General features: G+C 64.4%; 15 protein-coding genes. 12 read left to right on the top strand and 3 right to left on the bottom strand.

Features of this window, described 5'->3' with window-relative positions:
• Nucleotides 1-49 precede the first annotated feature (49 nt).
• Nucleotides 50-898: an SDR family NAD(P)-dependent oxidoreductase gene (locus CI41S_RS20100; RefSeq protein WP_139861254.1), complete on the top strand. Its 849-nt coding sequence runs from the start codon at nt 50-52 to the stop codon at nt 896-898.
• A gap of 20 nt (nt 899-918) precedes the next feature.
• Here CI41S_RS20100 and CI41S_RS20095 read toward each other — a convergent pair whose 3' ends face one another.
• Nucleotides 919-1,533, bottom strand: coding sequence for a hypothetical protein (locus CI41S_RS20095; protein ID WP_244626608.1), 615 nt, complete (start codon nt 1,531-1,533; stop codon nt 919-921).
• A 6-nt stretch (nt 1,534-1,539) separates the two neighbouring features.
• Complete coding sequence (locus tag CI41S_RS20090) at nt 1,540-2,148, bottom strand: PAS domain-containing protein (protein ID WP_172628113.1); 609 nt, start codon at nt 2,146-2,148, stop codon at nt 1,540-1,542.
• 336 nt (nt 2,149-2,484) lie between these two features.
• Here CI41S_RS20090 and CI41S_RS20085 point away from each other — a divergent pair, with 336 nt between their 5' ends.
• The 7 genes from CI41S_RS20085 to CI41S_RS20055 all read left to right on the top strand — a co-directional run bounded on the left by CI41S_RS20085 (nt 2,485) and on the right by CI41S_RS20055 (nt 8,945).
• Nucleotides 2,485-3,240 carry an ABC transporter ATP-binding protein gene (locus tag CI41S_RS20085; RefSeq protein ID WP_139861252.1) on the top strand — a complete coding sequence of 252 codons (756 nt, stop codon included), beginning with the start codon at nt 2,485-2,487 and terminating at the stop codon, nt 3,238-3,240.
• Nucleotides 3,233-3,976, top strand: a complete 744-nt coding sequence (locus tag CI41S_RS20080) for an ABC transporter ATP-binding protein (protein ID WP_139861251.1) — start codon at nt 3,233-3,235, stop codon at nt 3,974-3,976. Before CI41S_RS20085 ends, CI41S_RS20080 begins: the two co-directional genes overlap by 8 nt.
• 43 nt (nt 3,977-4,019) lie before the next feature.
• On the top strand, nt 4,020-5,240 hold the full coding sequence (locus CI41S_RS20075; protein ID WP_139861250.1) for an ABC transporter substrate-binding protein: 1,221 nt from the start codon (nt 4,020-4,022) through the stop codon (nt 5,238-5,240).
• A gap of 66 nt (nt 5,241-5,306) precedes the next feature.
• On the top strand, nt 5,307-6,170 hold the full coding sequence (locus tag CI41S_RS20070; protein ID WP_139483016.1) for a branched-chain amino acid ABC transporter permease: 864 nt from the start codon (nt 5,307-5,309) through the stop codon (nt 6,168-6,170).
• Nucleotide 6,171: 1 nt separating this feature from the next.
• Complete coding sequence (locus CI41S_RS20065; protein ID WP_139483015.1) at nt 6,172-7,140, top strand: branched-chain amino acid ABC transporter permease; 969 nt, start codon at nt 6,172-6,174, stop codon at nt 7,138-7,140.
• Between the two features lie 145 nt (nt 7,141-7,285).
• Nucleotides 7,286-7,930 (top strand): DUF47 domain-containing protein, encoded by a 645-nt coding sequence (locus CI41S_RS20060; protein WP_139483014.1) that lies wholly within the window; start codon nt 7,286-7,288, stop codon nt 7,928-7,930.
• A gap of 10 nt (nt 7,931-7,940) precedes the next feature.
• Nucleotides 7,941-8,945 carry an inorganic phosphate transporter gene (locus CI41S_RS20055; RefSeq protein ID WP_139861249.1) on the top strand — a complete coding sequence of 335 codons (1,005 nt, stop codon included), beginning with the start codon at nt 7,941-7,943 and terminating at the stop codon, nt 8,943-8,945.
• Here the strand turns inward: CI41S_RS20055 and sugE are convergent, their stop codons facing one another.
• Entirely contained in the window at nt 8,946-9,260 is a 315-nt protein-coding gene (sugE, locus tag CI41S_RS20050; RefSeq protein WP_139861248.1) for a quaternary ammonium compound efflux SMR transporter SugE, read from the bottom strand. It lies immediately after the preceding gene.
• A 156-nt stretch (nt 9,261-9,416) separates the two neighbouring features.
• Here sugE and CI41S_RS20045 point away from each other — a divergent pair, with 156 nt between their 5' ends.
• The 4 genes from CI41S_RS20045 to panB all read left to right on the top strand — a co-directional run bounded on the left by CI41S_RS20045 (nt 9,417) and on the right by panB (nt 13,390).
• Nucleotides 9,417-11,036 (top strand): peptide chain release factor 3, encoded by a 1,620-nt coding sequence (locus CI41S_RS20045; protein ID WP_139861247.1) that lies wholly within the window; start codon nt 9,417-9,419, stop codon nt 11,034-11,036.
• Nucleotides 11,037-11,287: 251 nt separating this feature from the next.
• A complete protein-coding gene (locus CI41S_RS20040; RefSeq protein WP_139861246.1) occupies nt 11,288-11,917 on the top strand; it encodes a hypothetical protein in 630 nt (209 codons plus the stop codon).
• 64 nt (nt 11,918-11,981) lie between these two features.
• On the top strand, nt 11,982-12,566 hold the full coding sequence (locus CI41S_RS20035) for an NnrU family protein (RefSeq protein WP_139861245.1): 585 nt from the start codon (nt 11,982-11,984) through the stop codon (nt 12,564-12,566).
• Nucleotides 12,567-12,568: 2 nt separating this feature from the next.
• The gene (panB, locus tag CI41S_RS20030; RefSeq protein ID WP_139861244.1) at nt 12,569-13,390 is read left to right on the top strand and encodes a 3-methyl-2-oxobutanoate hydroxymethyltransferase; all 822 of its coding nucleotides are present in this window, start codon (nt 12,569-12,571) and stop codon (nt 13,388-13,390) included.
• The last annotated feature ends 1 nt before the right edge of the window (nt 13,391 follow it).

Here is a 13,391-nt window from a genome sequence, read left to right as displayed (position 1 = left end):
CATCCGTCGCTTGGGGTCAGGGTGTCCGCTTGCACATGGGAGAATGCGCGTGAAGGAGCTCGCTGGAAAGACCGCGTTCGTGACCGGTGCAGCGTCAGGCATTGGACTCGGGATCGCTACCGCCTTCGCCCAGGCGGGGGCGAAGGTCATGCTTTGCGACATTGAGGAAGCGGCTCTGTCCGCAGCGCTCGAACAACTGAGGCGCACCAACGTCGATGTCGACGGCGTGAAAGCGGACGTCTCACTCAAAGCCGAACTGGTGGCGGCCGCCGAAGCCACGACCGCCCGCTACGGCAAGGTGCATATCCTCGTCAACAACGCGGGCGTCGGTGGCGGTGGGCCCTATGGCACCTGGACCGAAGCGTCGTGGAATTGGACCTTGGGCGTCAACCTGATGGCGACCATTTGGGGGATCGAGATTTTCGGGCCGTTGATCGAGCAGCATGGCGAGGGTGGACACATTGTATCCACAGCCTCGATCGCTGGCCTGATTTCAGGCGGAAGCACGGCATACAACGTTTCGAAGTACGGCGTGGTCGCGCTGTCCGAAGGACTCCGGCAAGAACTCGCTCCCCGCGGGATTGGCGTATCGGTGCTGTGTCCCGGGTTCATCCGCACCCAAATCACGAACTCAAGGCGAAATCTCCCCAAGCGCTTCGAGGGAGCGGTCCGGGCCATGCCGACTTCGGGCCCGCTTGCCGAGCGGATCAATCTGATCCGGGAACGCGTCTCTCAGGGTATCGATCCCATCTATGTCGGCGAACTCGTCCGCGAAGGCGTCGAAAACGACTGGCCATATATCTTCACCGATCTCGAATTTGAGCCGATCGTCGAAGCGCGCTTCGCCGCAATCAAGCAAGGCTTTGACCGCATCCGCGGGCGCGACCCGAAACGTTGAGCGCGCAGCCGTTCCGCGTCTTAGATCAACTCGATGGAATCGCGTGCGGCCGGCCGCGCCGCCGGAACGAAGGCGCGGTCGATCACCGCGCGCACCGTGACGACGGGCACGGTCTTCGCCGTCACGCCCATCAGATTGCGCAGCCGGAAGCCGCCCTCGATGCTGATCGCCTTGTAGGAGCCGATGATGTGCTCGACGCTGTCGCCGCGGCCGAACGGCAGCAGCAGCCGTTCATACGAGACGTCCTTGCCGTCGGCGTCCTGCACCGTCGCGACCGTATAGGTCGGGCGCTTGCGCGCCAGGCAGGCCCGATAGGACAGGATCACGCCCGCGTAACGCTCGGGGCCGATCGCATCATCCAGATAGCGGTTGGCCCGTTGCGCCGGCTCAATGTGCTCGGTGCCGTAAGCCGTCGCCAGCCTGGTCCCTTCCTGCGTGATCAGGAAGCGCGCGGAGTCCCCGCTGCCGATCACGTCGAATTCCATCATGTCGGCACGCTCGTCGGCGGAGCCGTCGGTGCGGAAATCGCGCGGCAAGGGCAGGGCATTCGGCTGGCGCAGCGCGCGCAGCCAGGCGTTCAGCAGCACCCGCTGCGTGATCGATTTGACCACCGATGGATCGGCACTCTGGAACATGATCGGCTAGCCGAACTCGAGCACATCCCCGCGCGGGATGCGGCCAGGGGCGCGATGGAACAGGTCGCGATCGATGATGGCGCAGAGCTTGAATTCCGGGAGCTTGTCGTTGCCGCGCATCAGATTGCGGATTTCGAAGCTGCCGTCCACGCTGATCGTCTTCAGCGACGCGATCAGATGATTGACCGGGCCGCCGTCCGAGAACGGCAGCAGCAGCCGTTCATAGGCAACCACGCGACCATAAATGTCGTCGATATGGGCGATGGTGTAGACAGGCAACCGGCGCGCGATGCATTCGTAGTAGACTGGTATCACGAGCGGCGCGAGCCGCGGTCCTAAATAGTCGTCGAGCAGCCGGCCCTTGCCGGTGTTGCCAAAAGCGATCGCCATCCGCGTGCCGTCGCTCTGGATCGTCAGCTGCGGAACCCGCGCTGTCGTGTCGACGGTGAAGTACACGAGATCTGGCAGATCCTCCTCGATCCTCCCGGGGTCAAATTCCGCAATTCCCGGAATCGTCTGGCCGCGGGCGTAGAGCCGCAGCCACGTGTTGAGGAAATCACGCTGCCGGATCGACTTGATCACCGAAGGATTGGCGCTCTCGAATTGCAAGGCCATGGCCGCTCGTCATGAAAATTGCTCAAAGCTTCGGCCACAGGGCGGAAATATTCTGTGAAGGTCCGCGCGCGCAGCAAATCACCGTTAATGACCGCTTTCCAAGGCGCAAAGCGCCGCCTGAGGCTATTCGACTAAGGATCAACCGGAACAGGGTAGGGCTGATACCGCGGTGCAGCGCTTTCAGCCTTGCGTAACCGCCGCGGATGACGGCATATTCCGGCCCGGAGGCGGCGGGCTCCGGGACGGTTTCCAAGACGTAACGGACATTCCGTCGAACATGAAAAACAGGCCACGCGGGCGAGAGGCCTCGCAGCGATGGCGCACGGGGGATTCTATTTGGCCGATGAGTTCATTCTCGAAACCAGCGGATTGACCAAGGAATTCGCGGGTTTCTTCGCCGTTCGCGACGTCGCGCTGAAGGTGCGTCGCGGCAGTATTCATGCGTTGATCGGCCCCAACGGCGCCGGCAAGACGACCTGCTTCAACCTGCTGACCAAATTCCTGAAGCCGACAGGCGGCCAGATCCGCTACAAGGGCAAGGACATCACCGCGATGGCGCCGGCCGACGTGGCGCGGCTCGGGCTGGTCCGCTCGTTCCAGATCTCGGCGGTGTTTCCGCATCTGACCGCGCTGGAAAATGTCCGCGTCGCGCTGCAGCGCCAGCACGGATCGTCGTTCGATTTCTGGCGCTCCAAGAGCGTGCTCGACCGCTTCAATCCGCGCGCCCATGAGCTTCTGAACGACGTCGGCTTGAGCGAATTCGCCAATACCCCGGCAGTCGAGATGCCGTACGGCCGCAAGCGCGCACTTGAGATTGCGACGACGCTGGCGCTCGACCCCGAGATGATGCTGCTCGACGAACCGATGGCCGGCATGGGCCACGAGGACATCGACAAGATCGCGGCGCTGATCAAGCGGATCTCGGCCAAATACACCATCCTGATGGTCGAACATAACCTCTCGGTGGTTGCCAACCTCTCCGACATCATCACCGTGCTGACGCGCGGCCAGGTGCTGGCGGAGGGCCACTACGCCGACCTCTCCAAGGACGAGCGCGTGAAGGAAGCCTATCTGGGAGCGGGTCATGGCTGAGGCGAAACTGGTGGAAAGGCCCGCAGCGGCCACCGGCGCCGAGGTGCTGACGGTCAAGGACCTGCAGGCCTGGTACGGCGAATCCCACATCCTGCACGGCATCAATTTCGGCGTGAAGGCCGGCGAGGTGGTGACGCTGCTCGGCCGCAACGGCGCCGGCAAGACCACCACGCTGAAGTCGGTGATGGGAATCATCGGCAAGCGCTCGGGCTCGATCCGCTTCAACAACGAAGAAATCATCCGCGCGTCCTCCGACCGCATCGCGCGGAAGGGCATCGCGTTCTGTCCCGAGGAGCGCGGCATCTTCTCGAGCCTCGACGTGCGCGAGAATCTGATGCTGCCGCCGACGGTGCGCCCGGGCGGCCTGTCGCTCGAGCAGATCTTCACGCTGTTTCCGAACCTGAAGGAGCGTCTCACCAGCCAGGGCACCAAGCTCTCCGGCGGCGAGCAGCAGATGCTGGCGATCGCGCGCATCCTGCGCACCGGCGCGCGCTTCCTGATGCTGGACGAGCCGACCGAGGGGCTTGCCCCGGTCATCATCCAGCAGATCGGCCACACCATTGCGCGGCTGAAGTCGGAGGGATTCACCATCCTCCTGGTCGAGCAGAATTTCCGCTTCGCCTCGACCGTCGCCGACCGCTACTACATCGTCGAGCACGGCAAGGTGATCGACGGTTTCGCCAATTCCGAGCTGTCGGCCAACATTGACAAGCTCCACACCTACCTTGGCGTTTGAAGATCGCCAGAACCAGAAAATTTCAGGACTGAGGGAATACGACATGAAGAATATGATTTCGGCGCTGCTGCTCGGCACCGCATTGACGCTCGCTTCCGCGGGCCTTGCCTCGGCGCAGGACAAGACGGTCAAGATCGGCGCGCTGTCGGATCAATCCGGCCTCTACGCCGACCTCGCCGGTCCCGGCTCGACGCTGGCGGCGCAGATGGCGGTCGAGGACTCCAAGCTAAAGGACAAGGGCTGGAAGATCGACATCATCTCCGGCGATCACCAGAACAAGCCCGACATCGGCACCACCATCGCCCGGCAGTGGTTCGACGTCGACAAGGTCGACGTGATCGTCGACGTGCCGAACTCCGGCGTCGCGCTCGCGGTCAACAATGTCGTGAAGGAAAAGAACGGCGTCTACATCAATTCGGGCGCCGCGACCTCGGACCTGACCAATGCGCAGTGCTCGCCGAACACGGTGCACTGGACCTATGACACCTACATGCTCGCCCACGCCACCGGACAGGCGCTGGTCAAGGCGGGTGGCGACACCTGGTTCTTCCTGACCGCGGACTACGCCTTCGGTGCGGCGCTGGAGCGCGACACCACCGCCGTCGTCACCGCCAATGGCGGCAAGGTGGTCGGCGGGGTCAAGCATCCGCTCAACACCGCGGACTTCTCCTCGTTCCTGCTGCAGGCGCAGGCCTCCAAGGCCAAGATCATCGGCCTCGCCAATGCCGGCGGCGACACCACCAACTCGATCAAGCAGGCGGCCGAGTTCGGCATCGGCAAGGGCGGCCAGAAGCTCGCGGGGCTTCTGCTGTTCCTCACCGACGTCAAGGCGATCGGCCTCGACACCGCGCAGGGCCTCAACTTCACCGAGACGTTCTACTGGGATCTGAACGACCAGACGCGGGCCTTCTCCAAGCGGTTCTCGGAGCGGATGAAGAACAGCGCGCCGCCGACCATGGTGCAGGCCGGCGTCTATGCGGGCCTGATGCATTACTTCAAGGCGCTGGACGCGCTCGGCGGCAATCCGCATGACGGGGCCAAGATCGTCGCCAAGATGAAGGAGATCCCGGCCGACGATCCGCTGTTCGGCAAGGGCGAGGTCCAGGCCAACGGCCGTGTCATCCACAACGCCTATCTGTTCGAGGTGAAGAAGCCGTCGGAGTCGAAAAGCCCGTGGGACCTCTACAAGCTGGTCGGCACGGTGCCCGGCGACCAGGCCTTCACGCCGCTCGACAAGAGCAGCTGCGCGCTGTTGAAGAAGTGACGATCGTGCCCGCCGGCGCGCAGGCGTGACCGGCGGGCGTCATCCAGTTAAGCGAAAGCTCGATCGATGCAGGCTCTCTACGCACAGCTACTGGTGGGACTGATCAACGGCTCGTTCTACGCGCTGCTCAGTCTGGGGCTCGCCGTGATCTTCGGCATGCTCAACATCATCAATTTCGCGCATGGCGCGCTCTACATGATGGGCGCCTTCGTGGCGTATTTCCTGCTCAATCTGGGCGGCATCAGCTACTGGTGGGCGCTGCTGATCGCGCCGATCCTGGTCGGCATCTTCGGCATGATCCTCGAGCGCACCATGCTGCAATGGCTGACCGGGCTCGATCACCTCTACGGGCTGCTTTTGACCTTCGGCATCGCGCTGATCGTGCAGGGCGTGTTCCAGAACTATTTCGGCTCCTCGGGTCTGCCTTACGCTATTCCCGATCAGCTCAAGGGCGGCGTCAATCTCGGCTTCATGTTCCTGCCGATCTATCGCGGCTGGGTCGTGATCTTCTCGCTCGTGGTGTGTCTCGCCACCTGGTTCCTGATCGAGAAGACGCAGCTCGGCGCCTACCTGCGCGCCGCTACCGAAAACCCGACGCTGGTGCGGGCCTTCGGCATCAACGTGCCGCGCATGATCACGCTGACCTACGGGCTCGGCGTCGGCCTTGCCGCGCTCGCCGGCGTGCTGTCGGCGCCGATCAACCAGGTTCGGCCGCTGATGGGCGCCGATCTCATCATCGTGGTGTTCGCGGTGGTCGTGATCGGCGGCATGGGTTCGATCATGGGATCGATCATCACCGGCTTCGCGCTCGGCGTGATCGAAGGATTTACCAAGTATTATTATCCCGAGGCCTCCAACACCGTGGTGTTTGTTCTGATGGTGCTGGTGCTGCTGGTGAAGCCGACGGGATTGACGGGACGGGCGGCCTGATATGTCAGCATTGACCGACGATACACTTCCGATGACGCCGCGCGCGATGCGCGACGAGATGATCGTGTTCGCCATCTTGGCGGTGCTGCTGGCGATCGTGCCGTTTACGGGGATCTATCCGTTCTTCGTCATGCAGGCGCTGTGCTTCGCGCTGCTCGCCTGCGCCTTCAACCTGTTGATCGGCTATGGCGGCCTGCTGTCGTTCGGCCACGCCATGTTCCTCGGCACCGCCGGCTACGTGACCGCGCATGCGTTGAAGGTGTGGGCGCTGCCGCCCGAACTCGGCATCCTGATCGGCACCGCGGCCGCGGCCCTGCTTGGCCTCGCAACCGGCTACGTCTCGATCAAGCGGCAGGGCATCTACTTCTCGATGATCACGCTGGCGCTGTCGCAGCTGCTGTATTTCATCTACCTGCAGGCGCCGTTCACCCATGGCGAGGACGGCATCCAGGGCATTCCGCAGGGTCATCTGCTCGGCATCCTCGATCTGTCCAAGCCGACCGTGCTCTATTACGTCGTGCTGGCCGGTTTCCTCGCCGGCTTCCTCTTGATCTACCGCACCATCAACTCGCCGTTCGGCGAGGTGCTGAAGTCGATCCGCGAGAACGAGCCGCGTGCGATCTCGCTCGGTTACAAGACCGACCAGTACAAGCTGCTCGCCTACATCCTGTCGGGCACGCTGGCGGGCTTCGCCGGCTCGCTGAAGGTGTTCGTGGCCCAAAACGCTTCGCTCACCGACGTGCATTGGTCGATGTCCGGCGAAATCGTGCTGATGACGCTGGTCGGCGGCCTCGGCACCATTTTCGGACCGGTGGTCGGCGCCTTCGTGATCATCGCCATGCAGCAATATCTCGCCGGCTTCGGCCAGTGGGTGACGGTGATCCAGGGTGTGATCTTCGTCTCCTGCGTGCTGCTGTTCCGCCGCGGCCTGGTCGGCGAGCTCGCCCATCTGCTGCGGCGTTCGCTGTAGGGCAGGGACCCGGATTTTTCGCTGACTTAACGGTGGACGGCCGCCCATTCGGGGGGCCGTCAGCAGTGGCTTTTTCTGCGCAATGTGTTCTATGACAGTTTTGTGACAGTCGCTGCCGGCTGTCCCGGAACGATGGAATAGACCCATGTTGCGCTGGTTTCGCGCCTTTCTGCCCAAGGAAGAGCGGTTTTTCGACCTGTTCGCCCGGCACGCCCAAACCTCCGTGCAGTGCGCGCTGGCGTTACAGGACATGCTGAAGGGCGGCGAGGAGACCCTGGTCTTCTGCCAGCGCGTCAATCAATTCGAGAACGACGCTGACAACGTCACGCGCGAGGTGCTCACCGCCGTCCGCCGCACCTTCATCACGCCGTTCGACCGCGGCGACATCAAGAGTCTGATCACCTCGATGGACGACGCGGTCGACCAGATGCAGCAGACCGCCAAGGCCGTCGTGCTGTTCGAGGTCCGCGCGTTCGAGCCGCCGATGCGCGAGATCGGCAGCCTGATCACCGAATGCGCCAATCTAGTCGTCCGCGCGCTGCCGCTGCTGCAGTCGATCGGTCCGAACGTTGCGATGCTGACCCAGATCACCGAGGAACTGACCAAGCTCGAGGGCCGGGTCGACGACCTCCACGACATCGGGCTGAAGGAATTGTTCCTGAAGCATCGCGACGCCAACACGATGGATTTCATCGTCGGCGCGGAGATCTACGATCACCTCGAGAAGGTGGCCGACCGCTTTGACGACGTCGCGAACGAGATCAATTCGATCGTGATCGAACAGGTATAGGGCGGGTCAGGTGGACGCTACGCTGGGCCTTCCTGTCCTGGTCATCCTGATCGCGGTTGCGCTGCTGTTCGACTTCCTGAACGGCCTGCACGACGCGGCGAACTCGATCGCGACCATCGTCTCGACCCGCGTGCTGCGGCCGCAATATGCGGTGTTCTGGGCCGCCTTCTTTAATTTCATCGCCTTCCTGGTATTCGGGCTGCACGTCGCCAACACGATCGGCACCGGGATCATTGAGCCGTCGGTGGTCGACACCACGGTGATCTTTGCGGCGCTGATCGGCGCGATCGTCTGGAACCTGATCACCTGGGGGCTCGGCATCCCGTCATCGAGCTCGCATGCGCTGATCGGCGGCCTGGTCGGCGCGGGGATGGCGAAGGCGGGGATTTCGGCGGCGGTGTGGAGCGGGCTTTCGAAGACGCTGCTCGCGATCGTGCTGTCGCCGCTGGTCGGCTTCCTGCTGGCGCTGCTGCTGGTCGGGATCGTGTCCTGGCTGTCGGTGCGCTCGACGCCGTTCGCGGTCGATCGCGCCTTCCGCATCCTGCAATTCGCCTCGGCCTCGCTATATTCGCTCGGCCATGGCGGCAACGACGCGCAGAAGACCATGGGCATCATCGCCGTGCTGCTCTACTCGCAGGGCCATCTCGGCGAGACTTTCGAGATCCCGTTCTGGGTGGTGCTGGCCTGCCAGAGCGCGATGGCGCTGGGCACCCTGATGGGCGGCTGGCGGATCGTGCGCACCATGGGCCTGCGCATCACCAAGCTGACGCCGATGCAGGGTTTTTGCGCCGAGACCGGCGGCGCCGTGACGCTGTTCATGGCGACCTATCTCGGGGTTCCCGTATCCACCACCCACACCATCACCGGCGCGATCGTCGGCGTCGGTGCCGCACGGCGGCTCTCCGCCGTGCGCTGGAATGTGGCAAGCTCGATCGTCTATGCCTGGGTGATCACGATCCCCGCGTCCGCGGCGGTCGCTGCGCTGACCTATTGGGCGGTGCAGATCCTGAGGTAATCACCCCACGAGTTTCAGGCCGACGATGCCGGCGACGATCAGCCCGATGCTGGCGAGGCGCAGCGCGGTCGCTGGTTCGCCCAGCAGGAAGATGCCGAGTGCCGCGGTACCGACCGCGCCGATCCCGGTCCAGACCGCATAGGCGGTTCCGATCGGCAGCGTCTTGAGCGCGACGCCGAGCAGGATGACGCTGCCGGCCATGGCGGCCAGCGTCAGCGCCGACGGCACCAGCCGCGAAAACCCTTCGGTATATTTCAGGCCGATCGCCCAGCCGATTTCGAGCAGGCCAGCGGTAAACAGAATGGCCCAAGCCATCACGAACCCTCCAGATAAGGCAGGGTCGTCCCCGCTGATGGTGCGATGAGGAGAAGGTCGTCCTTCCGCCCCCTATATGGGGATGGTGCGGCCGTTCCGCATTGTGACAAAACGCCCTTGATTGCGCCCGTTTTCCCTGCCAAACGCTGCCCCGCCATGTCCGATACCGCTGTCACAACCGAATCGCCGACCCGCACGCCGCTTTCCGAGGAAGTGGCGCGGCGCCGCACCTTTGCGATCATCTCGCACCCGGACGCCGGCAAGACCACGCTGACCGAAAAGCTGCTGCTGTTCGGCGGCGCCATCAATTTGGCCGGCCAGGTCAAGGCCAAGGGCGAGCGGCGCAACACCCGTTCGGACTGGATGAAGATCGAGCGCGAGCGCGGCATCTCGGTCGTCACCTCGGTGATGACCTTCGAGTTCAACGATCTGGTGTTCAACCTTTTGGACACGCCGGGCCACGAGGACTTTTCCGAAGACACCTACCGCACCCTGACCGCGGTCGATTCCGCCGTGATGGTGATCGACGCCGCCAAGGGCATCGAGGCGCGCACCCGCAAGCTGTTCGAGGTGTGCCGCCTGCGCGACATCCCGATCATCACCTTCATCAACAAGATGGACCGCGAGAGCCGCGACACCTTCGAGCTGCTGGACGAGATCGAGAAGACGCTGGCGCTCGATACCACGCCGATGACCTGGCCGGTCGGCCGCGGTCGCGACTTCCTCGGCACCTATGACGTCGTCAATGGCGGCGTGCGGCTGCTCGAGGGCGGCGGCGCCAAGACCGGCGCCACCGAGCAGATCGACATCGCCGAGCTCGGCGCGCGCAATCCCAATCTCGACGTCGCCACCGTCAAGGACGAGCTCGAGCTGGCCTCCGAGGCGTGCAAGCCGTTCGAGCTCGCCGCGTTCCGCGAGGGCCATCTGACGCCGGTCTATTTCGGCAGCGCGCTGCGCAATTTCGGGGTCGGCGACCTGCTCGAAGGCCTCGGCAAGTTCGCGCCGGCGCCGCGCGCGCAGGATTCCGACCTGCGCAAGGTCGAGGCGGCGGAACCGCGGATGAGCGCCTTCGTGTTCAAGATCCAGGCCAACATGGATCCGAACCACCGCGACCGCATCGCCTTCGCGCGGCTGTGCTCCGGAAAACTCAGCCGCGGCATGAAGGCCAAGCTGGTGCGCACCGGCAAGAACATGAGCCTGTCGAGCCCGCAATTCTTCTTCGCTCAGGATCGCTCGGTGGCGGACGAGGCGTTTGCCGGCGACGTCGTCGGCATTCCCAACCACGGCACTTTGCGGATCGGCGACACCCTGACCGAGGGCGAGGATCTGACCTTCGTCGGCGTGCCGAGCTTCGCGCCGGAAATCGTCCGCCGCGTCCGCCTGACCGACGCGATGAAGGCCAAGAAGCTGAAGGAAGCGCTGCAGCAGATGTCGGAGGAGGGCGTGGTGCAGGTGTTCCGCCCGCGCGACGGCGCGCCGGCGCTGGTCGGCGTGGTCGGCCCGCTGCAGCTCGACGTGCTGAAGGCGCGGCTCGATGCGGAATATTCGCTGCCGGTCGAGTTCGAGATTTCCGAGTTCTCGCTGGCGCGCTGGATTTCCTCCGACGACCGCAAGAAACTCGACGCCTTCATCGCCGCCAATAATTCCGGCATCGCCGACGACGTCGACGGCGACCCGGTGTTCATGGCCAAGAACGAGTTCTATCTCGGCTACACCCGCGAGCGCGCCGAGGGCATCATCTTCTCGAACGTCAAGGACGTGAAGAAGAAGGCGTAAACGCCGCCGCATTAGCGGTGCGCGCGCTGCACACTCGCTGTCGTCCCCCGGCTTGACCGGGGGACCCAGTACGCCGCGGCCTTTCGATTCATCACCACCGCCTCTGGAGTACTGGATCGCCCGGTTTAACCGGGCGATGACAGCGGAGTTAGGGGCTGCACCGCGGCACACGCGAGGACGTGAACGCCGCCCCGCTTGATGTGCCTTGGCGGCGGTAGCATTTTCTGCGGAGCGCACTCAGGATCGCTCGCATGCTCCGACGCATCGCTATCTGCCTCAGCCTTGCCGTGCTGGCCCTCGGCCTCGCGACGGCGACGAACGCCCAGCAGGGCGTTAATCCGGTGCCGTTTGCGCACACGCCGTGCAGCGTGCTCGACAACGAACCCTGCACGCCGTCCACTTGCAGCGTGTTCAACCACGGGCCGTGCCTGCCCGAGATCGATTATCCGTACGGCGAAAATCTGCAGCTCACGATTTTGACCGTGCCGCCGCAAGACCAGGCCGAGAAGTACCGCAAGCCGGACCATGATCTCAATACCATCGGCGACCTGTTCGCGGCGCTGCGTACGTGCTGGTCGCCGCCGCCGGCCGACAATGCGCGCGAAGGCATGCAGATGTCGGTGCGTTTCAGCTTCAAGCGCTCCGGCGAGATGATCGGCGCGCCGCGGCTGACCTTCGCCACCAAGGGCGTGCCGCCCGACACCCGCACCACCTATCTCAACGCCATCAACGCCTCGCTCAAGCAATGCCTGCCGCTGAAATTCTCCAGCGGGCTCGGCGGCGCGCTGGCCGGCCGCCCGATCATGATCCGCTATGTCGACAACCGCGAACTGCCCAAGACGGCGGAGAGGCCGGCGGACGGGCCGCCCGGCAAGCCGTGACACATTGCGCACGGCCCGGTGAAGGTGATACGCGAGGGCAGCAATAATTCAGGGGAGGAACCTCGTGGGACTGCTCGTCATGATCCTGGGTCTCGTGCTGTTCCTCGGCGTCCACGTCGTGACCTCGCTGCGCGACCTGCGGGCTGGTCTGGTCAAGGCGATGGGCGAGGGCGGCTACAAGATCGTCTATTCGCTGGCCTCCGCCGCCGGGCTCGCCCTGATCATCTGGGGTTTTGGACATTACCGTTCGACCGGCTGGATCAACGTCTGGACGCCGCCGACCGCGCTCAAGCACATCGCGGTGGCGCTGATGCTGCCGGCCGTGATCCTTGTCGTCGCCTCCTACATCCGCGGCCGCATCTACACCACGCTGAAACATCCGATGCTGGCCGGCGTCAAACTGTGGGCCGCGGCGCATCTGCTCGCCAACGGCGATCTCGGCTCGATCATCCTGTTCGGCTCGTTCCTCGCCTGGGCGGTCTATGACCGCATCTCGCTGAAGCACCGCGCGGATGCCGGTGCGCCGCCGATCCCGGTGGGCGGGCCGACCAACGACCTGATCGCGATCGCGGTCGGGGTCATCGCGTATCTGGCGCTGGCGTTTGCGTTCCATCCGGTCGTGATCGGCGTGCCTGTGATGGGAGCCTGACGATGTCCGTTCAATCCAACATCCGGCGCAAGACCGCGCCCGATCTGCGCGCCCGCAAGAACGGCGAGCCGATCGTGATGCTGACCTCCTACCACGCCCACACCGCGGCGCTGGTCGACAAGCACTGCGACGCCATTCTGGTCGGCGACTCCCTCGGCAACGTCATGCACGGCTTCGAGACCACGGTGCCGGTGACGCTCGACATGATGATCCTGCAGGGCCGCGCGGTGATGCGCGGCTCGCAGGCGGCGCTGGTGGTGGTCGACATGCCGTTCGGCTCCTATGAGGGCTCGAAGGAGCAGGCGTTCGCCTCCGCGGTGCGGATCATGAAGGAAACGCTGTGCGGCGCGGTCAAGCTCGAGGGCGGGGTGCGGATGGCGGAGACGGTGGCGTTTCTGTCCGGGCGCGGCATTCCCGTGATGGGCCATATCGGGCTGACCCCGCAATCGATCAACACGCTGGGCTCGTTCCGCGCCCAGGGCCGCGACGAGGCGAACTGGGCGCCGATCGAAGCCGATGCCAGGGCGATCGCCGAGGCCGGCGCGTTCTCGATCGTGGTCGAGGCCGTCGCCGAACCGCTGGCGCGCAAGATCACGCAGTCGATCGCAGTGCCGACCATCGGAATCGGCGCCAGCGCGGCCTGCGACGGCCAGGTGCTGGTGCTGGAAGACATGCTCGGCCTGTCGCCGCGTGCACCGAAATTCGTGCGGCGCTACGGCAATCTCGGGCCGATGATCGAGGAGGCGATCGCGGGCTATGCGCGCGACGTCAAGAGCCGCGCCTTTCCCGGGCCAGAGCATGTCTACGACATGAAGAAGAGCTGAG

The organism is Bradyrhizobium ivorense (assembly GCF_900696085.1).
Classification (GTDB): domain Bacteria; phylum Pseudomonadota; class Alphaproteobacteria; order Rhizobiales; family Xanthobacteraceae; genus Bradyrhizobium; species Bradyrhizobium ivorense.
The sequence above is the reverse complement of the archived record's forward strand: the minus strand, read 5'-3'. Positions and strand labels throughout refer to the sequence as shown.

Excerpts from the sequence above, each read along its gene's own strand:
- CI41S_RS20095 (WP_244626608.1), bottom strand. The coding sequence starts at position 1,533 with ATGTTCCAGAGTGCCGATCCATCGGTGGTCAAATCGATCACGCAGCGG.
- CI41S_RS20090 (WP_172628113.1), bottom strand. The coding sequence starts at position 2,148 with ATGGCCTTGCAATTCGAGAGCGCCAATCCTTCGGTGATCAAGTCGATC.
- CI41S_RS20080 (WP_139861251.1), top strand. The coding sequence starts at position 3,233 with ATGGCTGAGGCGAAACTGGTGGAAAGGCCCGCAGCGGCCACCGGCGCC.
- CI41S_RS20075 (WP_139861250.1), top strand. The coding sequence starts at position 4,020 with ATGAAGAATATGATTTCGGCGCTGCTGCTCGGCACCGCATTGACGCTC.
- CI41S_RS20070 (WP_139483016.1), top strand. The coding sequence starts at position 5,307 with ATGCAGGCTCTCTACGCACAGCTACTGGTGGGACTGATCAACGGCTCG.
- CI41S_RS20065 (WP_139483015.1), top strand. The coding sequence starts at position 6,172 with ATGTCAGCATTGACCGACGATACACTTCCGATGACGCCGCGCGCGATG.
- CI41S_RS20060 (WP_139483014.1), top strand. The coding sequence starts at position 7,286 with ATGTTGCGCTGGTTTCGCGCCTTTCTGCCCAAGGAAGAGCGGTTTTTC.
- sugE (WP_139861248.1), bottom strand. The coding sequence starts at position 9,260 with ATGGCTTGGGCCATTCTGTTTACCGCTGGCCTGCTCGAAATCGGCTGG.
- CI41S_RS20045 (WP_139861247.1), top strand. The coding sequence starts at position 9,417 with ATGTCCGATACCGCTGTCACAACCGAATCGCCGACCCGCACGCCGCTT.
- CI41S_RS20040 (WP_139861246.1), top strand. The coding sequence starts at position 11,288 with ATGCTCCGACGCATCGCTATCTGCCTCAGCCTTGCCGTGCTGGCCCTC.
- panB (WP_139861244.1), top strand. The coding sequence starts at position 12,569 with ATGTCCGTTCAATCCAACATCCGGCGCAAGACCGCGCCCGATCTGCGC.